The organism is Geomonas paludis (genome assembly GCF_014193585.1).
GTDB lineage: Bacteria > Desulfobacterota > Desulfuromonadia > Geobacterales > Geobacteraceae > Geomonas > Geomonas paludis.
Genome location: NZ_BLXY01000002.1, coordinates 842,560 through 864,477, shown reverse-complemented (window position 1 = coordinate 864,477; position 21,918 = coordinate 842,560). Strand labels below are relative to the sequence as shown.

The 21,918-nt window shown below is 64.7% G+C and carries 21 protein-coding genes; 19 read left to right on the top strand and 2 right to left on the bottom strand.

What is annotated here, in order from left to right; translation table 11 throughout:
- Positions 1–83: 83 nt before the first annotated feature.
- The 7 genes from H7687_RS09320 to galU all read left to right on the top strand — a co-directional run bounded on the left by H7687_RS09320 (position 84) and on the right by galU (position 4,159).
- Positions 84–416, top strand: coding sequence for a YggT family protein (locus H7687_RS09320; protein ID WP_183346773.1), 333 nt, complete (start codon positions 84–86; stop codon positions 414–416).
- Positions 413–859 (top strand): DivIVA domain-containing protein, encoded by a 447-nt coding sequence (locus H7687_RS09315; protein WP_183346772.1) that lies wholly within the window; start codon positions 413–415, stop codon positions 857–859. The genes H7687_RS09320 and H7687_RS09315 overlap by 4 nt, the downstream gene beginning before the upstream one ends.
- Positions 859–1,173: a DUF167 domain-containing protein gene (locus tag H7687_RS09310; protein WP_183346771.1), complete on the top strand. Its 315-nt coding sequence runs from the start codon at positions 859–861 to the stop codon at positions 1,171–1,173. Before H7687_RS09315 ends, H7687_RS09310 begins: the two co-directional genes overlap by 1 nt.
- The gene (locus H7687_RS09305) at positions 1,170–1,628 is read left to right on the top strand and encodes a CBS domain-containing protein (protein WP_183346770.1); all 459 of its coding nucleotides are present in this window, start codon (positions 1,170–1,172) and stop codon (positions 1,626–1,628) included. The genes H7687_RS09310 and H7687_RS09305 overlap by 4 nt, the downstream gene beginning before the upstream one ends.
- Positions 1,629–1,713: 85 nt before the next feature.
- Positions 1,714–1,953, top strand: coding sequence for an FmdB family zinc ribbon protein (locus tag H7687_RS09300; RefSeq protein WP_183346769.1), 240 nt, complete (start codon positions 1,714–1,716; stop codon positions 1,951–1,953).
- 175 nt (positions 1,954–2,128) lie between these two features.
- The gene (gene folD / locus H7687_RS09295; protein ID WP_183346768.1) at positions 2,129–2,974 is read left to right on the top strand and encodes a bifunctional methylenetetrahydrofolate dehydrogenase/methenyltetrahydrofolate cyclohydrolase FolD; all 846 of its coding nucleotides are present in this window, start codon (positions 2,129–2,131) and stop codon (positions 2,972–2,974) included.
- Positions 2,975–3,292: 318 nt separating this feature from the next.
- Positions 3,293–4,159, top strand: coding sequence for a UTP--glucose-1-phosphate uridylyltransferase GalU (gene galU / locus H7687_RS09290; protein ID WP_183346767.1), 867 nt, complete (start codon positions 3,293–3,295; stop codon positions 4,157–4,159).
- A gap of 33 nt (positions 4,160–4,192) precedes the next feature.
- On the opposite strand, the gene H7687_RS09285 is transcribed toward galU, so the two are convergent.
- Positions 4,193–5,044, bottom strand: a complete 852-nt coding sequence (locus H7687_RS09285) for an energy transducer TonB (protein ID WP_183346766.1) — start codon at positions 5,042–5,044, stop codon at positions 4,193–4,195.
- A gap of 212 nt (positions 5,045–5,256) precedes the next feature.
- Here H7687_RS09285 and H7687_RS09280 point away from each other — a divergent pair, with 212 nt between their 5' ends.
- The 12 genes from H7687_RS09280 (at position 5,257) to H7687_RS09225 (ending at position 21,126) form a co-directional block, all read left to right on the top strand.
- Positions 5,257–6,069 carry an electron transfer flavoprotein subunit beta/FixA family protein gene (locus H7687_RS09280; RefSeq protein WP_183346765.1) on the top strand — a complete coding sequence of 271 codons (813 nt, stop codon included), beginning with the start codon at positions 5,257–5,259 and terminating at the stop codon, positions 6,067–6,069.
- A gap of 22 nt (positions 6,070–6,091) precedes the next feature.
- Positions 6,092–7,417 carry an electron transfer flavoprotein subunit alpha gene (locus tag H7687_RS09275; RefSeq protein WP_183346764.1) on the top strand — a complete coding sequence of 442 codons (1,326 nt, stop codon included), beginning with the start codon at positions 6,092–6,094 and terminating at the stop codon, positions 7,415–7,417.
- A gap of 55 nt (positions 7,418–7,472) precedes the next feature.
- Entirely contained in the window at positions 7,473–9,467 is a 1,995-nt protein-coding gene (locus tag H7687_RS09270) for a (Fe-S)-binding protein (protein ID WP_183346763.1), read from the top strand.
- Between the two features lie 387 nt (positions 9,468–9,854).
- The gene (locus tag H7687_RS09265; protein ID WP_246404737.1) at positions 9,855–10,811 is read left to right on the top strand and encodes a CapA family protein; all 957 of its coding nucleotides are present in this window, start codon (positions 9,855–9,857) and stop codon (positions 10,809–10,811) included.
- A gap of 148 nt (positions 10,812–10,959) precedes the next feature.
- Positions 10,960–11,646: a type 1 glutamine amidotransferase gene (locus tag H7687_RS09260; protein ID WP_183346761.1), complete on the top strand. Its 687-nt coding sequence runs from the start codon at positions 10,960–10,962 to the stop codon at positions 11,644–11,646.
- A gap of 117 nt (positions 11,647–11,763) precedes the next feature.
- Complete coding sequence (locus H7687_RS09255; RefSeq protein ID WP_183346760.1) at positions 11,764–14,229, top strand: response regulator; 2,466 nt, start codon at positions 11,764–11,766, stop codon at positions 14,227–14,229.
- Positions 14,223–16,409: a putative bifunctional diguanylate cyclase/phosphodiesterase gene (locus H7687_RS09250; RefSeq protein WP_246404736.1), complete on the top strand. Its 2,187-nt coding sequence runs from the start codon at positions 14,223–14,225 to the stop codon at positions 16,407–16,409. Before H7687_RS09255 ends, H7687_RS09250 begins: the two co-directional genes overlap by 7 nt.
- A gap of 492 nt (positions 16,410–16,901) precedes the next feature.
- Positions 16,902–17,240 carry a P-II family nitrogen regulator gene (locus H7687_RS09245; protein ID WP_183346759.1) on the top strand — a complete coding sequence of 113 codons (339 nt, stop codon included), beginning with the start codon at positions 16,902–16,904 and terminating at the stop codon, positions 17,238–17,240.
- Positions 17,241–17,289: 49 nt separating this feature from the next.
- Entirely contained in the window at positions 17,290–18,828 is a 1,539-nt protein-coding gene (locus H7687_RS09240) for an ammonium transporter (RefSeq protein WP_183346758.1), read from the top strand.
- A gap of 269 nt (positions 18,829–19,097) precedes the next feature.
- Positions 19,098–19,541, top strand: a complete 444-nt coding sequence (locus H7687_RS09235; RefSeq protein ID WP_183346757.1) for a ferritin family protein — start codon at positions 19,098–19,100, stop codon at positions 19,539–19,541.
- Positions 19,531–20,343 (top strand): inositol monophosphatase family protein, encoded by an 813-nt coding sequence (locus H7687_RS09230; RefSeq protein ID WP_183346756.1) that lies wholly within the window; start codon positions 19,531–19,533, stop codon positions 20,341–20,343. Before H7687_RS09235 ends, H7687_RS09230 begins: the two co-directional genes overlap by 11 nt.
- Before the next feature lie 327 nt (positions 20,344–20,670).
- Positions 20,671–21,126, top strand: coding sequence for a universal stress protein (locus tag H7687_RS09225; RefSeq protein ID WP_183346755.1), 456 nt, complete (start codon positions 20,671–20,673; stop codon positions 21,124–21,126).
- On the opposite strand, the gene H7687_RS09220 is transcribed toward H7687_RS09225, so the two are convergent.
- The gene (locus tag H7687_RS09220) at positions 21,116–21,910 is read right to left on the bottom strand and encodes a sugar phosphate isomerase/epimerase family protein (protein WP_183346754.1); all 795 of its coding nucleotides are present in this window, start codon (positions 21,908–21,910) and stop codon (positions 21,116–21,118) included. The two genes, H7687_RS09225 and H7687_RS09220, sit on opposite strands and share 11 nt — an antisense overlap.
- Between the last annotated feature and the right edge of the window lie 8 nt (positions 21,911–21,918).

Here is a 21,918-nt window from a genome sequence, read left to right as displayed (position 1 = left end):
CGCTACCCCGCTCGCCCTTGACAAACCATCGTGATTTCTGTATAGCATGGCATGCTTAACCACCCAATCTCTGAGGGGGAAAAATGATCCTGCTTGCCAACATCCTCTTGGCCCTTGCGAAGATCGTCGAGTTGGCCAGTGGTCTTTTAACCATCTATAAGTACATACTGCTCGCCAGCGTCATCATCTCCTGGGTCAACGCCGATCCTTACAACCCCATCGTCAGCTTCATCTACCGCGTGACGGAGCCGGCCCTGCGCCGCATCCGCCGCTACATGCCGGATACCGGCATGCTCGACCTCTCGCCGCTGGTCCTGTTCGCCCTCATCTACCTGGTGCAGATCATCGTCTTCGACACCGCCTATACCTACCTGATGATCCTCAGTAACCAGCTCAAAGGAGGAGGGACCCTGTGAAAATTACCCCGATGGATATCCAGCAGCAGCAGTTCAAGGGGAAGATGCTCGGCGGTCTCGACCCCGAGGACGTCGATGCCTTCCTGCAACTGGTGGCGGGCGAGATGGAGGAGCTGATCAGGGAGAACAACGACCTGAAGGAGCGCCTGAACCGCAACGCCACCCAGATGGCCGAGATGGAGGCCCGCGAGGCGCAACTGCGCGAGACCATGCTGGCTGCCCAGCGCATCACCGAGGAGATGAAGGCGAACGCCCAGAAGGAGGCGCACCTCATGATCTCGGAGGCGGAGCTCAAGGGGGAGCGGATCGTCGCCGACGCTGAGAACAAGCTGGTGCAGCTCAACAACCAGATCCAGGACCTGAAACGGGACAAGCTCCAGTTCGAGACCGGCTTCAAGAACCTCCTGGATACCTACTACAAGCTGCTCGCCCTGGATAAATAATGAGCCAAGAGTCGGTACGGGTAACGCAGACGCCGGAAGGGCTCCTCTTCACGGTGCATGTGCAGCCGCGCGCCTCGCGCAGCGAGATCTGCGGCCCCAAGGAGGGTGAGCTGAGGGTCAGGCTGACCTCGCCTCCGGTCGACGACGCGGCCAACAAGCAGTGCGTGGAACTGATCGCCAAGAGCCTGGGCATCGCCAAGTCCAAGGTGAGCATCAAGTCCGGGGCCAAGTCCCGGCACAAGGTAGTGAGGGTGGAGGGGGTAGAGCAGGATGATCTCGACCCGCTATTCAAAATAGACAAGGAGCATCCATGAAGGCGAAAGACATTATGGTAACGGACGTGCCGTCCATCACCACCAAGACCACGGTGGCAGAGGCGGTCCGGATCATGAAGAGCAACTTCGGCGACGAGAGTTTCCTGAACGCGGCGCCGGGTCTGATCGTGGTCAACGAAAGGGGAGGGCTGGCCGGCATCCTGACGCCGCTCAGCATCATCACGGCCATCATGGACGGCGCGCCGGAGGGAAAATCCGACCCCGCCTTCTTCGGCTCCCTGTGCGACCGCATCAAGGATCTTCCCATCTCCGTCATCATGGAGCACCAGCCCATCTCGGTAACCCAGGACGCCAGCGTAAGCGACGTGGCGCGGCTCTTCCTCACCCACCGCTTCCAGCGGGTGCCGGTGGTGGACGGCAAGAAGGTGGTGGGCATCATCTACCGCTCGCGCCTGCTCTTCGCTATTTCCCAGAGTCTCCAGGTTGCCCCTTGACAAAGAAGGGGGCGGGTCCTTATATTAATCCTGCCCTTAGCCGTCTTTTGGCCGGTGTCACAGTTTATTAGGAGGTAGTAAAGAAATGCCACTTTACGAGTATCAATGCAAAAGCTGCAATAATACCTTTGAGTTGCGCCAGAAGTTTTCCGATGCACCCGCTTCCGAATGCCCCGCCTGCGGCGGTCCGGTCGAGAAGCTGATCTCCCAGTCCGGTTTTTCGCTGAAAGGGGGAGGGTGGTACGGCGACGGTTATGGCACCACCAAAGCCGCACCCGCATGCCCCTCCGGCGGAAGCTGCGCCGGCTGCCCTTCTGCCTCCTGATGCAAACCCACCAAGGCCCCCGTTCGCGGGGGCCTTTTTTTGTCCCGTTTGCGGGCAAAGTCCTTTACAAAGACCCTCTCTTTACTTATTATCGACAGCTTAAAACCTGATGCCGGTCGGGCCCGCGCGCCCGCACCGCGCCTGCATATTCTAGTGAAAAGAGGGGTGCACGTTAATGGCGAAAATCATCGACGGGAAGGCCATCGCGGCGAAGATCCGCGCAGAAATCAGCGCAGAGGCTGCTCGACTCAAGGAGAAGGGGATCGTACCCGGTCTGGCCGTGGTACTGGTGGGGGAGGACCCGGCCAGCAAGGTCTACGTCTCCATGAAGGAGAAGGCATGCGCTGATGTAGGGATCTTTTCGGACGAGTACAAGCTCCCGGTCGAGACCACCGAAGAGGAGCTTCTGGCCCTGATCGGCAAGCTGAACGCGGACCCGAAGATCCACGGCATCCTGGTGCAGCTGCCGCTGCCCAAGCAGATCAACACCGAGCGCATCCTGGAGGCGATCTCCCCGGAGAAGGACGCCGACGGCTTCCACCCCTACAACGTGGGGCGCCTGGTCATCGGGAAGCCGCTGTTCCAGCCCTGCACCCCTTACGGCGTCATGGTCATGCTCAAGGAGGCGGGGGTCGAGCTCTCCGGCAAGGAGGTGGTCGTGGTGGGGCGCTCCAACATCGTGGGCAAGCCGGTCGCCTTCATGTGCCTGCAGCAAAACGCCACGGTGACCCTGTGCCACTCCAAGACCCGGGATCTGGCCGGCAAGGTCGCCCAGGCCGACGTGGTGATCGCGGCGGTGGGGGTGCCCGAGATGATCAAGGGCTCCTGGATCAAGGAAGGGGCGGTGGTCATCGACGTGGGCGTGAATCGCGTGGGCGAGAAGAAGCTGGTGGGCGACGTGGAGTACGCGGCCGCCAGCGAGCGCGCCTCGGCCATCACCCCGGTGCCGGGGGGCGTGGGGCCGATGACCATCACCATGCTGCTGCAGAATACGCTGGAGTCGGCGAAGAGGGGCCTCTAGGTCGAGTTCGGCAAAAGCAAATCCCCCCTGTCCCCCCTTCGCAAAAGGGGGGACGCTTGGGGACGGGCGGCGGCTGCGCGGCAGAAGGGACTGGCTCCGTTAGGTGCCTGTCCCTCTGATAGCGGAACGCTCCTATCAGCTCAGGCAGCTTCCCTGACTAAGGGGACAGGCACCTGACGGAGCCAGTCCCCGTCCTTCGAAGGGTGGGAAACCTGGGAGCAAAGGCGGGCGAATGATTATTCGCCCCTACAAGGCGTGTCGCTGGGACCGAGGCGGGCGCTGTTGCTATTTTTATTCAATGTCAGGAAGGAGTTCGCTATGCGCGTTAAGAAGGCGGTGTTTCCGGTCGCGGGCCTGGGAACCAGGTTCCTGCCGGCCACCAAATCCACACCCAAGGAGATGCTGCCGCTCATAGACAAGCCGCTGGTGCAGTACGTGGTGGAGGAGGCGGTAGCCTCGGGGATCGAGCAGATCCTCTTCGTCACCGGCCGCGGCAAAAGGGCGATCGAGGACCATTTCGACATCTCCTTCGAGCTCGAGTCGCTGCTTTACGAGAAGGGGAAGGACCACGAACTGCAGCAGGTGCGCCAGATCGCGGAGATGGCCAACATCTTCTTCGTGAGGCAGAAGGAGGCACTTGGGCTTGGCCACGCCATCCTCTGCGCCAAGGACTTCGTGGGTGACGAGCCCTTCGCGGTCCTTCTGGGCGACGACATCATCGATGCCCAGCAGCCCTGTCTCAGTCAGCTCCTGGAGACCTACGAGACCTACCGCTCGCCGGTGCTCGCCCTGGAGCAGGTCCCCATCGAGACCATCTCCTCGTACGGTTGCGTCAAGGCGAACCACCTCGCCAAACGCGCCTTCGAGGTGCTGGACCTGGTGGAGAAGCCGCCGGTCGCGGAGGCGCCGTCGGACCTGGCCATCATCGGCCGCTACATCCTGACCCCCGGCATCTTCCCGATTCTCGAGAACCAGGAGCCGGGCAAGGGCGGGGAGATCCAGTTGACCGACGCCATCAAGACGCTGTCGCGCAAGGAGCCCATTTACGGCTGCCGTTTCGACGGCGTGCGCCATGACTGCGGCGACAAGCTCGGCTTTTTGAAGGCGACGGTGGACATGGCGCTCAAGCGCGGCGAGTTCAACGGGGATTTCGAGGCATTTCTGAGGCAGCGGCTGGGCTGCTAGTTGGAGCCACTTGGCGAGGCGGCGGGGGGACTGCTAGTGCAGCCTGCCGCTGCCGCTGCCGTAGTGGAAGAAGGCGATCAGCTTGAAGGTCTCGCCGGTGTACCCCCTGGGGAAGGAGCCGACGGGGCCGATGGCGTTCAGGGTGCGCAGCACCTCGTCGTCCAGGATCTTGCTCCCCGAGCTCTCCAGCATGTCCACCCGGACGATCTCTCCCCTGCGGTTGAAGGTGATCCGCACCGGCGTGGTCCCCTCGATGCCGCGCAGAAGCGCCGCCTGGGGGTAGTGCCACACGCCGTAGATGGCCGTCTCCAGACGGCGTAAAAAGGAGCCGAACAGGATGTCGTCGGTGTTGAGGAAGCGCGTTTCTCCCTCCTCGACCTCGCTGCGGTACTTCTCCCGGTAGCTTTCCTCCAGGCGCGCCATCTTGGTGGCGCTGGGAAAGAGCTTGGCGCGGTCGGGAAGCTGGGCCGCCTTGGGCTTGAAGATCCCCTGTCCCGGGGCAACCGGTTCCTGGGAGGGCTGCGCCGCCTGAGGCGGCACCGGCTGCCTCGGCGCCGGCGCGGTGCGGCTCACCTGCGGCAGCGCTTTCGTCCTGGGGAGCATCCGGTCCACCTCATCCCGCCCCTTCGGCGCCGTCTCCTTGACAACGCGCTGCGGCTTTTCGGAGTAACGCTTGATTTCCGGCTTTGGTTCCGGCTTCTCTTTGGGGGGCTGGGGCTGCGGCGGCAGGTCCGGCAGGTCGGTAAGGTCGACCATGGTGGGTTCCGGTGCCGTTTTGGGTTGTCCCGGGGGGATTATCGTGATAACAAGATATACCGCTACATGCACCAGTAGTGACAGCGCCAGCAGGTAGAGGAAGTTTTTTTCGATATATCTGTCGGACATGTAGCTCCACCCGCTGTTCCGGGTGATTAGTAATTTCGCGTGATGGTAGAAGATCATCCGGCAAAATGCAAGGGGTTTGGGGGGCTCCCGGGCACCACGATCTATTGCTGACACCCCTAAACCCTTCCGTAAACATCTGCTCCTTGACCTAGATCAACTTTTTTTACCAAATCTCCTTGTAACCTGAAGGCATTAAAACATCCGAGGTCGCCATGCTCGTAGTGGTATGTGTTAAGCAGGTCCCCGACACAACGCAGGTACAGATCGATCCCGTCACCAACACCCTGATCCGCGAGGGTGTCCCCTTCATCGTCAACCCCTACGATACCCATGCCGTGGAGCAGGCGCTGCGCTTCAAGGATCGCTTCGGCTGCCGCGTGGCCGCCATCTCCATGGGGCCGCCCAACGCCGAGGCGACGCTGAGAAAGGCGCTGGCCCAAGGTGTGGACCGCGCCGTGCTCCTTTCCGACCGCACCTTCGGCGGCGCCGACACGCTGGCCACCAGCAAGGTGCTGGCGGCGGCGATCGAGAAGCTCGCCCAGGAAGAGGAGGTCGGGGTGGTGATCTGCGGCAAGCAGACCATCGACGGCGACACCGCCCAGGTCGGCCCCGGCATCGCCACCCGGCTCAACTTCTCCCAGCTCACCCTGGTGGACCGGGTCGACGAGCTCGACCTCTCCGGCAAGAAGATCCGCGTGAGCCGCAAGCTGGAAGGGCGCCACGAGCACGTGGAGGCGCCGCTGCCGGTGCTTTTGACCGTGGTGCGCGAGCTGAACCGGCCCCGCTACCCGACCGTGGCCATGCGCCTGGAGTCGGCGGACGCGCAGGTCGAGGTGTGGGACAACAAGGTGCTGCAGCTCGACGTGAACACCATCGGCCTCAAGGGCTCCCCCACCTGGGTGAGCCGCATCTTCTCGCCCGAGCGCGCCAAGGGGGAGATGCTGGGGGACGGGGTGCACGACCCGGAAGGGGCGGCGCAGCTGCTGATCGACAAGATGCTGGAGAAGGACCTCCTGGCTCTCTAATTAAATTATCAAGGGACATGCAATGACCGATGCTGTGAAACCACCAAAGAAACCGCGCGGCAAGGCAAGGCTGCTGGAGAACAAGTGCATCGCCTGCGGGGCCCGCTGCCAGAGCGCCTGCCCGGTGGACGCCATACAGATGAACGACGCGGGGGAGCCCATCGTCGACGCCTCCCGCTGTATCGGCTGCGTCAAGTGCGTCAAGGTCTGCCCGGTGCAGGCCCTGGAGATGGCCTTTACCCCGGAGGAACTGCGCATCCTGCAGGAAATGGCGGCGGCCTCCGGCGGGGAGCCGTCCGAGGAGGACGCCGAGGAAGCGGCGCTCAAGAAGAAGCTCTCCGCCTATTCGGGTGTCTGGGTCTTCGTGGAGCAGACCGAGGGTGAGGCCGCCAAGGTCTCCTGGGAACTGCTCGGGAAAGGGAAGGAACTGGCCCAGGCGCGGAAGTGCCCGCTGTGCGCGGTGGTGATGGGTGACGGCGTGGAGAAGCTGTGCGCCCAGGCCTTCGGCTACGGCGCCGAGAAGGTCTACCTCATGGACGCGCCGGTGTTGCGCCACTACCGCACCGAGGCCTACCAGAAGAGCCTGTGCGCCCTGGTCGAGAAGTACAAGCCGGAGGTGATCCTGATGGGCGCCACGGGGCTTGGGCGCGACCTGGCCGGCGTGGTCGCCACCGTGCTCGCCACCGGGCTCACCGCGGACTGCACCGGTCTCTCCATCGACGACAAGGGGAACCTGATGCAGACCCGCCCGGCCTTCGGCGGCAACATCATGGCCACCATCGTCTGCGACAAGTTCCGCCCCCAGATGTCCACGGTGCGCCCGCACGTGATGCCCATGCCGGATTTCGACCCGCAGGCCAGGGGTGAGATCGTGCGCGAGCCGGTGCCGGTGGCCGAGGAACAGGTACTGGTCAAGGTGCTCGACATCCTCATGGACGGCGGCGGCTCCAAGGTGGACATCGCCGGTGCCGAGTTCATCGTCTCGGGCGGGCGCGGCATGATGGCCAAGGAGAACTTCTCCATGCTCGAGGAACTGGCCGAGGTCCTGGGCGGGGTGGTGGGCGCTTCCAGGAGCGCCGTCGACGCCGGCTGGATGCCCCCGGACCGCCAGGTGGGGCAGACCGGCAAGACGGTGCGCCCCAAGGTGTACATCGCCTGCGGCATCTCCGGCGCCATCCAGCACCTGGTCGGCATGCAGGACTCCGACGTGGTGATCGCCATCAACCGCGACCCCGAGGCCCCGATTTTCGAGGTGGCCAGCTACGGCCTGGTCGGCGACCTGTTCAAGATCATCCCGGCGCTGACTACGAAGCTCAGGGCGCTCAAGGCCGCCCGCTCCAGGGCCTGATGGCCGGCAAGATCAAGTTGCGCGGCAGCGCCGCATTCCATAACGAGGTACCCCTATGACGCCGCAAACCGTTATCTTCACGACGCTCCTGGTCGCCTCGCTCCTCTTTTTCTGCTGGAGCGTGTACCGCCGCTTCTCGCTGGTCTTTTACGGACAGCCGGAAGAGAGGCTGGACCAGCCGGCGCGCCGTCTCTCCGAGATGTTCCTGTACGCCTTCGCCCAGTTGCGCGTGCTGCGAAAGCCCTTCGGCCTGAACCATTTCGTGATCTTCTGGTCCTTCGTCATCCTGGCGCTCGCCAACGGCGAGTTCCTGGTCAACGGGGTGTTCCCCTCGGTGAGCCTCGCCCTGCTGCCGGAAGGGGTGCACCGCGTGCTGCTGCTCGCCTTCGACGTGGTGTCGCTGTTGACCCTGTTTGCCATCGCCTTCTCCTTCATCCGCAGGGTGGTGGTCAAGCCCCCGTACCTGGACAGCCTCTACGTGAAGGGGAGAAGCCCGGAGGCCTTCCTGATCCTCTCCTTCATCGCGCTGTTGATGCTGGCCTACTTCGGCATGCACGGCGCGCTGGCGGCCCTCGGTGTGGAGAACGATCCTGCGGCCATGCCCATCTCGAGCCTGGTAGGCGGGTGGCTCGCGCCGCACCAGTCCTTGATCGGCACGGTGTACAGCGTCTCCTGGTGGCTGCACGCACTGGTGCTGTTCGCCTTCATCTGCTTCCTGCCGCACTCGAAGCACATGCACATCCTGACCGCGATCCCGAACTGCTACTTCGGGGCGCTCACCTGGCCCGCGACGCAACCGCGCGAGAAGTTCGAGAAGGGGGCGGTCTACGGGGTGGGGAGCGTGGAGCGCTTCACCTGGAAGGATCTGTTCGACTCGTTCTCCTGCACCGAGTGCGGCCGCTGCCAGGCCGCCTGTCCGGCCACCAATACCGGCAAGGCCTTGAACCCGCGCCAGATCGTGCACGCCATCAAGACCAACCTGCTGGAGAACAGCCACGCGCTCCGGGAGGGGAGAAGCGGCACCCTGCCGCTCATCGGCGACGAGGGGGAGGGGACCAACACCGAGGAGGCCATCTGGTCCTGCACCACCTGCGGCGCCTGCATCGAGGCCTGCCCGGTGCTGATCGAGCAGATGCCCAAGATCGTCAAGATGCGGCGCCACCTGGTGGAGACCGAGTCGCGCTTCCCCGAAGAGCTCTTGAACCTGTTCGAGAACATGGAGCAGCGCTCCAACCCCTGGGGCATCGCCCCGGGCGAGCGGGCCAAGTGGGTCTCCACCCTGCCGGTTAAGCCGTTCGTCGCCGGCGAGACCGAGTACCTGCTCTACGTGGGATGCGCCGGCTCCTTCGACTCCCGCGCCAAGCAGGTCACCGTGGCGCTCGCCACCGTGCTCAACGCGGCCGGCGTGTCCTGGGGCATCCTGGGCAAGGACGAGAAGTGCTGCGGCGACTCCCTGCGCAGGCTCGGCAACGAGTACCTCTTCGAGAAGATGGCCCTGGAAAACGTGGAGCTCTTCCGCGAGCGCGGGGTCACCAAGGTGATCACCCTCTGCCCGCACTGCCTCACTACCCTGAAAAACGACTACCGCCAGTACGGTCTCGAGCTCGAGGTGGTGCACCAGAGTGAGCTGATCGCCGAGTTGGTCCGGAGCGGGCGCATCAAGCTCGACCGGAAGGACGACAGCATGGGAAGGATCGCCTACCACGACCCCTGCTATCTCGGGCGCCACAACGACATCTTCGACGCGCCGCGTACCCTGGTCCAGGCCGCCACCGGCACTGCTGTCGTCGAGGCCGAGCGCCACGGCAGGAACTCGTTCTGCTGCGGCGCCGGCGGCGGGCGCATGTGGATGGAAGAGTTCACCGGCGAGAGGGTGAACCATGCCCGCGTGGACGAGCTTTTGGCGCAGAAGCCGGACACCATCTGCGTCGCCTGCCCGTACTGCATGACCATGGTCGAGGACGGCCTCAAGGACAAGGGGGCGGGCCAGGTCCGGGTCAGGGACGTGGTCGAGGTGCTCGCCGAGGGGCTGTTGAGAAAGAACGCGTAACCTACACCCCCTCCCTGTCCCTCCCCCTCCGGGGGCGGGAACGCGTGGCGCAGCTTTGTGGCAGGGTGAGGGCGGTGGCGGCGGCTGGAGATTCCCTTCGTTGCGACGCCCTCACCCCAGCCCTCTCCCGAGGGGAGAGGGGGAAAGACAGACCGTCCCTGTAGGGGCGAATAATCATTCGCCCTGTCCTGACGCCTTCTCACGTACACGACGTGCCGCCTAAAAACGAGGCCGCGCTGCACCCTTATTAGGCAAGGAAAGGATCTTCCCCTGTCCCATTTCACCCGCATCGCCGCCAGCCTCAGCTCCTTCCTGGGCATTTTCCTCTTTTTTTTACTGCTGCTGCCGTTCAACGCGTACGGCGCGCCGACAGTCACCGTGGCGGCCGTGGGCGACATCATGATGGGTAGCGACTTCCCCACCGCGAAGCTCCCCCCTCGCGGCGGCCGGGACCTCTTCGCCGCGGTCGCTCCCTACCTGCATCGCGCCGACCTGGCCCTGGGCAACCTGGAGGGGCCGCTCTGCAGCGAGGAAACGCCGACCAAACAGCCCCTTGCCGGGCGCCGCTACCTGTTCCGCACCCCTCCCTCCTACGCCCAGAACCTGAAGCAAGCCGGCTTCTCCGTGCTGACCCTGGCCAACAACCACGCCCTCGACTTCGGCCGCGCCGGGATCGAGGCGACCAGGCAGGCGCTCTCCGGGGCGGGACTGCAGTTCTCCAGCAAGAAAGGGGAGATTGCCCGCTTCGACCTGCACGGCGTTCGCGTCGCCGTGATCGCGCTCTCCTTCGGCCCGCCGCCGCGTTCCATCGTTTTTCCGGCACAGCCGCTGCAGGAGATCGCCCGTGCCGCGGCCGAGTACGACGTGGTCATCCTCTCCATCCACGCCGGCGCTGAGGGGAGGGGGGCGCTGCACGTGGCACCCGGGGAGGAGCGCTTCCTGGACGAGCCGCGCGGCGACCTGGTCCGCTTCGCCCACGACGCCATCGACCGGGGCGCCGACCTGGTACTCGCCCACGGGCCGCACGTACCGCGCGCCCTGGAGCTGTACCGCAGCAGGCTGATCGCCTACAGCCTGGGGAACTTCGCCACCTACGGCGGGGTGAGCGTGGCCGGCGAGAGCGGCTATGCACCGCTGCTCAACGTGGAGCTCTCCGCGGACGGTTCGTTCCTGGGGGGGAGCATCGATTCCTTCCGGCAGTTCCGCTATACCGGGCCGCAGCCTGACCCCAAGGGTCGCGCCCTGCGCCTGATGCGCCGGCTGTCGGCGGAGGACTTCCCGGATTCGCCGCTGGTATTCGGGGACGGGGGGCGGATCAGCGTGAAGCAGTCCGGGCGACCGTAACAACTGCAGGATTTCTGTGCGCTACTGGTGGTACCTTAGCGCTTCGTTGCATCGCCCTCACCCGCCCTTCGGGCACCCTCTCCCAGAGGGAGAGGGGAGAGGGGAGAGGGAGGCGGTTCGCATTAACCACACAAGCGAGGAATTTCAGATGTTCCTGATTGTCCAAAACGACCCGCAATGCCCGGCGGGGGGGCTGCTGCATCTGCTGGATGACTCCGGGCACCCGTACCGGTGCTTGGCGGCTTACGCCGCGGAGCCCTTTCCCGACCCGGCAACGCTGACCGGTGTTGTGGTGCTGGGCGGGGAGATGGGGGTGCACGATACCGCACAACACCCGCACCTGGCCCGTGTAATCGACTTCATCCGCGCCTCAATCAAAGTGGGGACGCCACTCCTGGGTATTTGCCTCGGTGGTCAGCTCCTCTCCCACGCGGCGGGCGGGGTGGTGAGTTCCCCGTCTCCCCACCGCGAGATGGGGATCTGCACGGTCGACCTCAACGCCGACGGCTGCGCCGACGCGCTCTTTGCCGGCGTTGCCAGCCCCTTCGTCACCTTCCAGCTCCACAACGACAGCTTCACCGTCCCGCCCGGAGGCACCCTCCTCGCCAGTTCCGCCGCCTGCCCGGCGCAGGCCTTCCGGCTCCCCTGCTGCGTCTACGGCGTCCAGTTCCACCCCGAGGTGGACCGCGCCATCGTCGACGACTGGGACGGCCTGTTCTCCCCCCGGGCCGATTACCTTTCCGGCTTCGTTGCCTCGGAAGCCGCCTTCAATGCGGACTCCCACGCCATTCTGGCCAACTTCATCTCCCTCGCCGCAGCCTCCCGCCTTTCTTGAAATCCAGACCTTATATTGTAAAGTTCTAACGTTTGCCTTCCGGGCATCACGAGACCGCGCCCCCTCCGGGGGCGCTTCCGGTCAATTCCCCCTCCGGAATGCGACAAAGGAGGTGTCGTGCAGCTGCCGTGGCCGGGAAAAAGCTCCCTGAAGTCCAGACTGATCACGTTCCTCCTCGGCTGCAACACGCTGCTGCTCCTGTCGCTCACCCTCAGCTTCATCTGCTACCACTATCCCGCTTCTTCCCCGGCAGCCCCGGATTCCGCGCTGCCTCTCTTCGCTTGCTTCCAGCTGACCCTGGCCCTGCTCGGCTCGGCGGGGCTGGCCGCGCTCCTCTCCCAGCGCATCGACTCGACCATCTCTGAGCCGATCCGTGACCTGAGCCGGAAGATGGAGATCGTCTCCAGGAGCCAGGATTACCGGGTCAGGGTGGAGCGCGCCGGCGAAGACGAGCTGGCGGTGCTGTTCGCCTGCTTCAACAACATGCTGGCCGAGATCTCCGTCCGGGACGAGCGTCTCGCGCTGCACTCGGAGGAACTGGAGTTGGAGGTGGCGGAACGGACCCTGGAACTGTCGGAGGTGAACCGGCAGTTGGAAGCGAGTCTCGAGAGCGTGCGCGACGCCATGCAGAGCGCCCAGTCCGCCAACCGCGCCAAGTCCGACTTCCTGGCGCAGATGAGCCACGAGATCAGGACCCCGATGTACGGCGTGCTCGGCATGACGGAACTCCTGCTGGGGACGGACCTGACCAAGGAACAGACCCGCTACGTGGACACGGTGCGACGCTCCGGGGAGGCGCTCCTCTCCATCATCAACAACATCCTGGATTTCTCCAAGATCGAGGCCGGGCGGATGGAACTGGAGCAGATCCCCTTCGACCTGCACCAGCTGGCCTCGGACGCGATCGCCGTCTGCGCGGAAGACGCGGCCAGAAAGGGGCTCGAGCTGACCCTGGTAATGGAGCCGGGGCTGCCGCGCATGTTCCTCGGCGACCCGGGACGGCTGCGCCAGGTGGTGGTGAACCTGCTGGGGAACGCCGTGAAGTTCACCATGAAGGGGTGGGTGCGCCTCTCCCTGGCGGTCGCCGAGACCCCGTCCCTGCTCCGCTTCACCGTCGAGGATACCGGCATCGGCATTCCACCGGAGGCGCAGCTGCGCATCTTCAACCAGTTCACCCAAGGGGACGAGTCCATGACCCGCAAGTACGGCGGCACCGGACTGGGACTGGCCATCGCCCGGCAGCTGACCGAACTGATGGGGGGCTCGCTGGCGCTGGAGAGCGAGCCGGGAAAAGGCTCCCGTTTCAGCTTTACCGCCCGGCTCGAGGTGCACGAGGAGGCCCCGCGCCTGGAGCGCTGCTGCACGGCGCTGCGGGACAAACGGGTGCTCCTGGCGACCGACGATGAAGCGACCCGGGAGGGGATCGGCGAACAACTCTCCTCCTGGGGGATAGATCTGGAATGCGTGGGGGACGCCCCTGATGCCTTTTGCCGCATCGTGACCGCCCCCTTCGACCTCGCGGTCCTCGACCACCGCCTGGCCGGCACGGACGGGATCGAGTTGGCCGCGACCTTCCGCACCGTGCCGGCGGGGCGCTCGGTCCGGATCCTTCTGCTCACCGAGCGGGAGGAACAAGGCGGCGACCCGCGCCTGGCGGAGCTGGAGGCGACTTCCTTCCCGAGGCGGCCGCTGGGGCAGGAGGGGCTCTACCGGGCCGTGATGGCGGCACTGGGCATGGACGAGGAAGATCGGCTGGATGCCGGGTGCTGCGGCGCTCCGGCGCCGCGCCAGCGCCAGGTGCTCCTCGTCGAGGACAACGTGGTGAACCAGGAGGTCGGCAGGGGGATGCTGGAGAGCCTGGGGTGCCGCGTCAAGGTGGTGGAGGACGGCGCCGCCGCGGTGAGCGAGGTGCAGCGCAACCGCTACGACGTGGTCTTCATGGATTGCCAGATGCCGGTCCTGGACGGGCTGGAGGCCACCAGGCGGATCAGGGGGTGGGAGCAGGGGAGCGGCAACCGGGTCCCCATCATAGCGCTCACCGCCTACGCCATGCCCGGGGACCGGGTGGCCTGTCTGGAGGCCGGGGCGGACGACTACCTATCCAAGCCTTTCACCTGCGAGCAGATCGCCAAGGCGATGGAGCGGCAGCTGGACGGCTCTGCTGCGACCGCGACCGCGGCCGAGGGGGACGGGGATGCCAAGAGAGCCCCCGAGGAGTCGCTGCAGGTCATCTCCCACGACAAGATGAGTGGCGCGCTGGAGATGATCCGCACGCTCCCCGGCAACCGCGGCATGGAGATCCTGCGCAAGGTGGTGGACCTGTATCTCGCCAGCACCCCGGCGCTGTTGCAGACCATGCGCGAGGCGGAATCCGGCGGCGACGCGGAGAAGCTCAAGGCGGCCGCGCACAGTTTCAAGTCCAGCAGCGCCAACCTGGGCGCCCTGCGCCTGGCCGGTGTCTGCATGGAACTGGAGAGCCTCGGGAGAGCCGGCTCCACGGAAGGAGCGCTGCCGCTGCTGCACCAGGTCGAGGAGGAGTACCGGCTGGTGCGCGACGCGCTGCGGGGAGGGCCGCTATGTTGACCAGAAAGTCCAAGCGGGCCACCCCGCTGGTCATGGTGGTGGACGACGACCAGGCCGTGCGTCTGCTGGCCCGGGAGACCCTGGAGAATTCCGGCTTCGCGGTGCGCGACGCCGAGACCGGCGAGCAGGCGTTGGAGGACTTCGTCGCGCACGCCCCCGACCTGGTGCTGCTGGACGTGATGCTCCCCGGCGTCGACGGCTTCTCCGTCTGCAGTTCCATCCGCCGCACCGAGGGGGGGCGCGACACGCCGGTCCTCATGATGACCGGCCTGAACGACCTGGAATCGATCGACTGCGCCTACGAGGTCGGCGCCACCGACTTCATCACCAAACCGATCAACTGGCACATCCTGGGTTACCGGGTGAGCTACATGCTCCGGGCCAGCAGCGCCCTGGAGCAGCTCAGGGAGAGCCGGGCCGGCCTCGCCCACGCCCAGAGCCTCGCCCACATCGGCTCCTGGGAATGGGACCTCACCACGGGCGAGATCCGCTGCTCAGAAGAGGTGTACAGCATCTGCTGCATCGATCCCGCCCAGCGCGACGGCAACCCCATCCTCGACCCGGTGCACCACCAGGACCGCGCCTTCGTGCAGGGCTCCATCGAGGATGCCATCGCCAAACGCTCCCCGCTCAGCTTCGATTACCGCATCACCCTGGACGGGGGGGAGCGGACCCTGCACGCCGAACTGGTGACCGTGCTGGATGAAGAAGGGGAAGCCGTCAGCCTGACCGGGACCATCCAGGACATCACCGAGCGCAAAAGGGCCGAGGAGCAGATTCGCCTCCTGGCCTACTACGACGCACTGACCGGCCTCCCCAACCGACGCTTCTTCCAGCAGCAACTGGAGCAGGCGCTCGTTTACGCCAACAGAAACGACCGCATGCTGGCCGTGCTGTTTCTCGATCTGGACCGCTTCAAGCTGGTGAACGACACGCTCGGGCACGGGGTGGGGGACCGGCTGCTGCAGGACGTGGCCGACCGCCTGCTGCGTTGCGTGCGCCGCAGCGACTGCCTGGCGCGCGCCGAGGACGATTGCCCCCCGTCGCTGGTGTCGCGGCTGGGGGGCGACGAGTTCACCATCATGCTCTCGGACATCGAGCACTTTCAAGACGTGGCCAAGGTGGCCCGGCGCATCCTGGACGCGGTGTCGGTCCCGTACTCGCTGGAAGGGCAGGAGGTGTTCGTCTCGACCAGCATCGGCATCAGCCTCTATCCCTTCGACGCGACCACGGCCAGCGACCTGATCCGCAACGCGGACGGCGCCATGTACCAGGCCAAGGAGCAGGGGCGCAACGGCTACCAGATCTACGACGAGTCGATGAACGCCAAGGCGCTGGAGCGGATCATCCTGGAGAGCCAACTGCACAAGGCGCTCAAGGAGGAGGAATTCGAGGTCTACTACCAGCCCCAGGTCAGCTGCCGCACCGGAGAGGTGGTGGGGATCGAGGCGCTGGTGCGCTGGAACAGCAAGGAACTGGGGGTGGTCGAACCGGGGCGCTTCCTGCCGCTGGCCGAGGAGATCGGCCTGGTGATCCAGATCGACCAATGGGTGATGAAGGAGGCCTGCCGCCAGCACAAGCTCTGGATCGACCAGGGGCTGCCGCCGGTCACCATCGCCGTCAACATCTCCGGCCAGCAGTTTCTGAAGAACGAGCTTTTGGACACCGTCACCGCCGTCTTGCAGCGCAGCGGCCTCGACCCGGGCCTGCTCGAACTGGAACTCACCGAAGGGGTGCTGATGGCGCACACCGAGCGGACCGTGAAGACCCTCCAGGCCCTCAAGGGGATGGGGGTGCGCCTGGCCATAGACGACTTCGGCACCGGCTTCTCCTCGCTTTCCTATCTGAAAAGGTTCCCGCTCGACGTGCTGAAGATCGACCGGACCTTCATCAACGACATCACCAACGATCCCGACGATGCCGCCATCACCCTCGCCACCATCGAGATGGCGCATACCCTGAAACTTCAGGTGATCGCGGAAGGGGTCGAGACCCAGGCGCAGCTTGAATTTCTGACCAGGAACCGGTGCGACATGTACCAGGGCTACCTGTTCAGCAGGCCGATGCGGCCGGAGGAGTATCCGCGCCTGTTTGCCGCCGGCCATGCCGCTGCCGCCGCCCCTGATCACGCTCCCGCAGCCCCCCTCGACGACGCAGCCCCCGAGCCCGCCACGCCCTGACCTCCCGCCGCACCACCTCTCTTCCTGCTCCCGTTTTTCCTGCCTAAAAAAACATCATGGCTGCCGCAATAAAAGACCGCCTCGTGGCGGCGTTTACGGCTTTGCGGTGAAAAATCCTTTACTTTCAGCAGGTTGTGGCGGGGAATGTGCGCTGGCACAGCCTATGCTAAGGGTTGGTCACACGGCACGATGGTGTGCCGCAGAAGGCTTTCCCGCCCGTTTAGGCAATGGTGCACAGGTCGTGGTGGAGGGGCATCATTATTGGGAAAGGGGGACTGTTTTCAAGGCTGCAAAGATCTGTTTATTCAAAGTTGAACAAGAGGCAAGGGCATCGAAGCCTTCAGGGGCCTGAAAAGAGGGTGAAACCTGGAACCGATGGATGCTATGTCTGCAAGCCGGCTGATCGGCCTGCTGAATGTTCTGCAAGACCTGTGATGCACGCAGTGTGCAAACGACCAATCCACCGCCATTAACTAACAAAGGAGGCATGCGATGAAGCTGATCGAAGCAATCATCAAGCCGTTCAAGCTGGACGAGGTGAAGGACGCCCTCAACGAGATCGGAATCGAGGGGATCACCGTGAGCGAGGTGAAGGGGTACGGGCGCCAGAAAGGGCACACCGAACTGTACCGTGGCGCAGAGTACGTCGTGGACTTCATACCCAAGGTGAAATTGGAAATCGTGGTGGCCGACGAGCTCGCGGCAAAAGCCGTGACCACCATCGAAGATACCGCCAAGACCGGCAGGATCGGCGACGGCAAGATCTTCATCCTGTCGCTGGAAGAGGCGGTCCGCATCAGGACCGGCGAGAAGGGCGACGAGGCGATCTAGGACGTAAGGTTCTTTCAATCAACCCAAAATACGATCAACGGAGAGTGTTATGATGCGTGACATTAGAAAGGTAAAGGATGCAGCTAAGCCCGCTTCCAGCTGCCTCACCATGAAACTTGGCAAGCTGGCCCTTCTGGCCAGCCTGATGCTGGTGCCGGTCCTCGCCATAGCCGAGGAGAAGGCGGCCGATTCCGCCGCCGCGCCGGCTGCCGCCACCGCCACCGCGGCCCCCGCAGCCGCCGCCCCCGCCGCTGACGCCGCAGCGGCGCCTGCTCCGGCCGCCGCCGCACCCGCCGCCGCCCCGGCCGCCAAGAATGTCGCACCGGTGCTCAACACCGGCGACACCGCCTGGATGCTGGTCTCCGCGGCCATGGTCCTCTTCATGACCCCGGGCCTGGCCCTGTTCTACGGCGGCATGGTCCGTCAGAAGAACGTCCTCTCCACCATGATGCACTCCCTGGTGGCCATGGGCATCGTCGGCGTGCAGTGGGCCATCATCGGCTACTCCCTGGCCTTCGGGCCGGACATGGGGCACGGCCTGGTGGGCGATTTCAGCAAGGCCCTTCTGAACGGGCTGATCACCTTCAAGGACGGCAACGCCATCTACGCGCTGTTCCAGAACGTCCCCACCGAGCCGGGCGCCATTCCCGAGTACGTGTTCGCCATGTACCAGGCCATGTTCGCCATCATCACCGTGGCCCTCATCTCGGGCGCCCTGGCCGAGAGGATCAAGTTCTCCGCCTACTGCCTGTTCGTGCTGCTCTGGACCACCCTGGTCTACGATCCGCTGGCGCACTGGGTCTGGATGGCCGACGGCTGGCTCTTCAAGATGGGCGCCCTTGACTTTGCAGGCGGCACCGTCGTTCACCTCTCCTCCGGTATCTCGGCCCTGGTGGTACTCGCCTTCCTCGGCAAGCGTCACGGCTTCCCCACCGAGCGCATGGCTCCGCACAGCCTGCCGCTGACCCTGCTCGGCGTCGGTGTGCTGTGGTTCGGCTGGTTCGGCTTCAACGCGGGTTCCGCCATCGTGGGCGCCGGCTGCTCCGACGCTGCGGGCGGCCTCGCCGGCCTCGCCTTCATGACCACCACCATCGCACCGGCCGCTGCCGGTCTCACCTGGATGATCGCCGAGTGGATCCATGCCGGCAAGCCTTCCGCCCTGGGCTTCGGCTCCGGCGTGGTGGCCGGCCTGGTCGTGATCACCCCCGCAGCCGGCTTCGTGCAGCCGGGTGCCGCCCTGCTCATGGGCGTTGCCGGCGGCCTGGTCTGCTACGGCGGCGTGCTGCTCAAGGCGAAGCTTAAGTACGACGACTCCTTGGATGCCTTCGGCGTGCACGGCGTGGGCGGCACCACCGGCGCCATCCTGACCGGCGTCTTCGCCACCGTCGGCGCCACCGGCCTCACCTCCGGCAACATGAAGCAGTTCGTCACCCAGCTGATCGCCGTCGGCGCAGCAGCCGCCTACGCGGTGGTGGTGACCCTCGTGATCGCCTTCGTGCTGCACAAGACCATCGGCCTGCGCGTCGAGAAGGAAGACGAGATCATGGGCCTCGACCAGACCCAGCACTCCGAGACCGCCTACAACTAGGATTGCCCAACAGGTTGCAATGAGAGGGGGACCGCCAGGTCCCTCTCTCTTTTTGTCTGAAGGGACTGGCTCCGGTAGGTGCCTGTCCCTCTCGCGGAACGCTTCTTTCACCTCAGCCAGCTTCTCCAACTAAGCGGACAGGCACCTGGCGGAGCCAGTCCCCTTTTGATCCTCTCCCGCGCCGCGAAAAAACTCGCCTACCTTTTTGAAATATAGAGATTTCCTGTTACTGTTTTCCAGCCATAAAAAGACATCTCGGGAGGGAGATTATGAATTCCAGGGACATGGAGCTCCGGAAGGAAGGCGACGGCATGGGGTACTACGAACGCTGCAGCGCAGAGGCGGGCGTGGCGGGACTCTCCACCATCTTCAGGATGTTCAGCGAGGATGAACTGCGTCACGCGGGGGCGCTGCGTGCGCTGCGGGACGGGGGGAGGGTGGACCTGCGCCACTCGGCGACGCTGGAGGGGGCGCGCAGCATCCTGCGCCGGCTCTCGGCCGAGGAACTGTCCCGGTACCGGGGCGACCTCGGGGTATACCGGCACGCCATGCAGTTCGAGGCGCTTTCCGCCCGGGCCTGCGCCGAACTGGCCCGTGAGGCGCTGCACCCCTGGGAGCGCGCGATGTTCCAGACCATGGCCGACGAGGACGAGATCCATTTCACGCTGCTCGAGGAGATGCAGGAACTGCTGGAGGATACTGATGTCCAATGATGTCGGGCTGGGTCAGATGCTCGAGGTCGCGGTGGCATCCGCACGTGAGGCCGGGGCGCTCCAGAAGCAGAAACTGTGGAGCGATTTCAGCTTCTCCTTCAAGGGGGAGGTCGACATCGTGACCGAGGTGGACCGGGCCTGCGAGGAGATGATCGTCAACCGGATCCGGAGCGCCTTTCCCAGCCACAGTTTCCTGGCCGAAGAAAACCTCTACGCCGACGGTGACCCGGCCTGGCGCTGGGTCATCGATCCCCTGGACGGTACCACCAACTATGCCCACGGCTTCCCGTGGTTCTGCGTTTCCATCGCTCTGGAACGGCAGGGGGAGCTTACCCTCGGGGTGATCTACCACTGCATGATGGACGAGCTCTTCACGACGACCCGGGGGGGAGGGGCGTTTCTCAACGGCGCACCCATCCGCGTCTCGTCGCGCAAGCCCTTGCGGCAGTCCCTGATCGCCACCGGGTTTCCCTACGATGCCGCCCGCGGCAACGAGAACAATTTCCGCAACTTCTTCGAGCTGCAGCTTGCCGCGCGCGGGGTGCGCCGGGCCGGGGCCGCCGCGCTCGATCTCGCCTACGTGGCGGCGGGGCGGCTGGACGGCTACTGGGAGTGCAAGCTGAAGCCGTGGGACGTCGCCGCCGGGGCGCTGCTGGTGCGTGAAGCGGGCGGGACCGTGACCAACCACAAGGGCGAGCCGCACCGCATCGACGACCACCGTATCCTGGCAACCAACGGGCTCATTCACGACGAGATAGAGACGCTGCTGGAACGGGCGGAAAAGGCCGAGCCGGTGCTGTGAGCGGCGGAGCATCCTGACAAACTGGCGCCTTCGGGCGCCTTTTTTTGTTACAGCCCCCCCTGTGTCACACCTCAGAGCCCTTCCCCGAAGGAGGGGACTGGCTCCGCCAGGTGCCTGTCCCCTCAGTGGCTTAAAGGTGGCTGAGCTGAAAGGAGCGTTCCGCTAAAGGGACAGGCACCTTTCGGAGCCAGTCCCTTCTGCCGCGCGTGCTAATAGAGCCTTTGTGAAGGGGGGCAGGGGGGATTTGCGTTAAAATCCTGTAGGAAAAACCGCGGCGATGTTATATAGTTGTGCAGCCTTTCACCCCAGCCGCACCCCGGAGGAAAGATGCTCAACCTGCGCAAAAAGATCCTGGTGGCCATCGACGGCTCACCGCTTTCGGACAAGGCCGCCGAGGAGGCGGTCCGTTTCGCGGCGGGCATCCCGAGCCAGTTCAAGAGCAAGGTCTACGGCCTCCTGGTGCTCCCCAACGCGACGCGCAACACCTTCACCGACTTCGTCCCCGCACGCCCCATCACCGAGCAGGACCAGTGGACCGAACTCAAGGAGCGCATCTTCTACGTGGTGGAGAAGCTCGCCGGCGAACTGGAGGTGCCGCTGGAGACCGCGGTGGTCTACGGCGATCCCGCCGAGGAACTGATCCGTTTCGCCCAGAAGGAGGAGATCGACGTGATCGTGATCGGGAGCACCGGCAAGGGGTTCCTGAAACGGAAGCTCTTGGGGAGCGTGTCGCACAAGGTGGTGCGGGACGCCAAGTGCTCGGTTTACGTGGTCAGGGGGTAGGCTTGGCGGTCTCCTGCCTCAGGTAGGCGAGGATCTCCTTGAGGCTTTCCTGGATGATCCCTTCCCCCTTGGGGAACTCGTGTGGGGAGAGCTCCAGGGTCAGGATGTCGTTGTAGGCGGTGTTGCGCAGGTGGTTCAAGAAGCGGGTCAGCGGCAGGATGCCGTGCCCCGGCAGCAGGTGCTGACGGCCGTGCCCGTAGTCGGAAAAGTGGATGTTCCTGATCCGGCCGCTGTTGTAACAGAGGTAGAAGTCGTTGATGAAGTTGGCCCGCCCGCTCCCCATGTGGGTGCAGTCGAAGGTGAGGTAGAGGTTCCTTTCGTGGAGGAACTCGATCAGCTTCTGGGTGTCCGAGAGGATGTAGCCGTTGATGCGGTACTTGCCGGTCCAGGGCATGTTCTCCAGGGTCACCGCCACCTGGTCCCCCCCGATCTCCTTTTGAAAATCCTGCATCCGGTACAGCCAGCGCCAGTAAGCGAACTCCAGTCCCATCCATGAGGGGGGATGGAAGTTCACCAGCCCGATGCCGCAGTCCGCGGCGATCTCCACGCAACGTTTCAGAGAATCGACCGGGCTCCCCCAGCCGTCCAACTGCAGGAACGGGGCATGGATCGAGAAGATCGGCATGATCTCGGCCAGCTCCTTCACCAGCCGCCGCGTGTTCACCTTCTGGAACTCCTGGTTGATCACCAGTTCCATGCCGTCGAAGCCGGCCTCCCGCGCCATGGCGAATGCCTTGGGGAGGGGGAAGGTGAACAGCGTTCCTGCGGAAATCGATATACGCATGCCCGGTA

Coding starts and splice junctions, on each gene's coding strand:
- H7687_RS09250 (WP_246404736.1), top strand. CDS start 14,223: ATGTTGACCAGAAAGTCCAAGCGGGCCACCCCGCTGGTCATGGTGGTG.
- folD (WP_183346768.1), top strand. CDS start 2,129: ATGGCGAAAATCATCGACGGGAAGGCCATCGCGGCGAAGATCCGCGCA.
- H7687_RS09230 (WP_183346756.1), top strand. CDS start 19,531: ATGTCCAATGATGTCGGGCTGGGTCAGATGCTCGAGGTCGCGGTGGCA.
- H7687_RS09260 (WP_183346761.1), top strand. CDS start 10,960: ATGTTCCTGATTGTCCAAAACGACCCGCAATGCCCGGCGGGGGGGCTG.
- H7687_RS09305 (WP_183346770.1), top strand. CDS start 1,170: ATGAAGGCGAAAGACATTATGGTAACGGACGTGCCGTCCATCACCACC.
- H7687_RS09240 (WP_183346758.1), top strand. CDS start 17,290: ATGATGCGTGACATTAGAAAGGTAAAGGATGCAGCTAAGCCCGCTTCC.
- H7687_RS09220 (WP_183346754.1), bottom strand. CDS start 21,910: ATGCGTATATCGATTTCCGCAGGAACGCTGTTCACCTTCCCCCTCCCC.
- H7687_RS09245 (WP_183346759.1), top strand. CDS start 16,902: ATGAAGCTGATCGAAGCAATCATCAAGCCGTTCAAGCTGGACGAGGTG.
- H7687_RS09320 (WP_183346773.1), top strand. CDS start 84: ATGATCCTGCTTGCCAACATCCTCTTGGCCCTTGCGAAGATCGTCGAG.
- galU (WP_183346767.1), top strand. CDS start 3,293: ATGCGCGTTAAGAAGGCGGTGTTTCCGGTCGCGGGCCTGGGAACCAGG.
- H7687_RS09280 (WP_183346765.1), top strand. CDS start 5,257: ATGCTCGTAGTGGTATGTGTTAAGCAGGTCCCCGACACAACGCAGGTA.
- H7687_RS09225 (WP_183346755.1), top strand. CDS start 20,671: ATGCTCAACCTGCGCAAAAAGATCCTGGTGGCCATCGACGGCTCACCG.
- H7687_RS09310 (WP_183346771.1), top strand. CDS start 859: ATGAGCCAAGAGTCGGTACGGGTAACGCAGACGCCGGAAGGGCTCCTC.
- H7687_RS09275 (WP_183346764.1), top strand. CDS start 6,092: ATGACCGATGCTGTGAAACCACCAAAGAAACCGCGCGGCAAGGCAAGG.
- H7687_RS09300 (WP_183346769.1), top strand. CDS start 1,714: ATGCCACTTTACGAGTATCAATGCAAAAGCTGCAATAATACCTTTGAG.
- H7687_RS09235 (WP_183346757.1), top strand. CDS start 19,098: ATGAATTCCAGGGACATGGAGCTCCGGAAGGAAGGCGACGGCATGGGG.
- H7687_RS09285 (WP_183346766.1), bottom strand. CDS start 5,044: ATGTCCGACAGATATATCGAAAAAAACTTCCTCTACCTGCTGGCGCTG.
- H7687_RS09270 (WP_183346763.1), top strand. CDS start 7,473: ATGACGCCGCAAACCGTTATCTTCACGACGCTCCTGGTCGCCTCGCTC.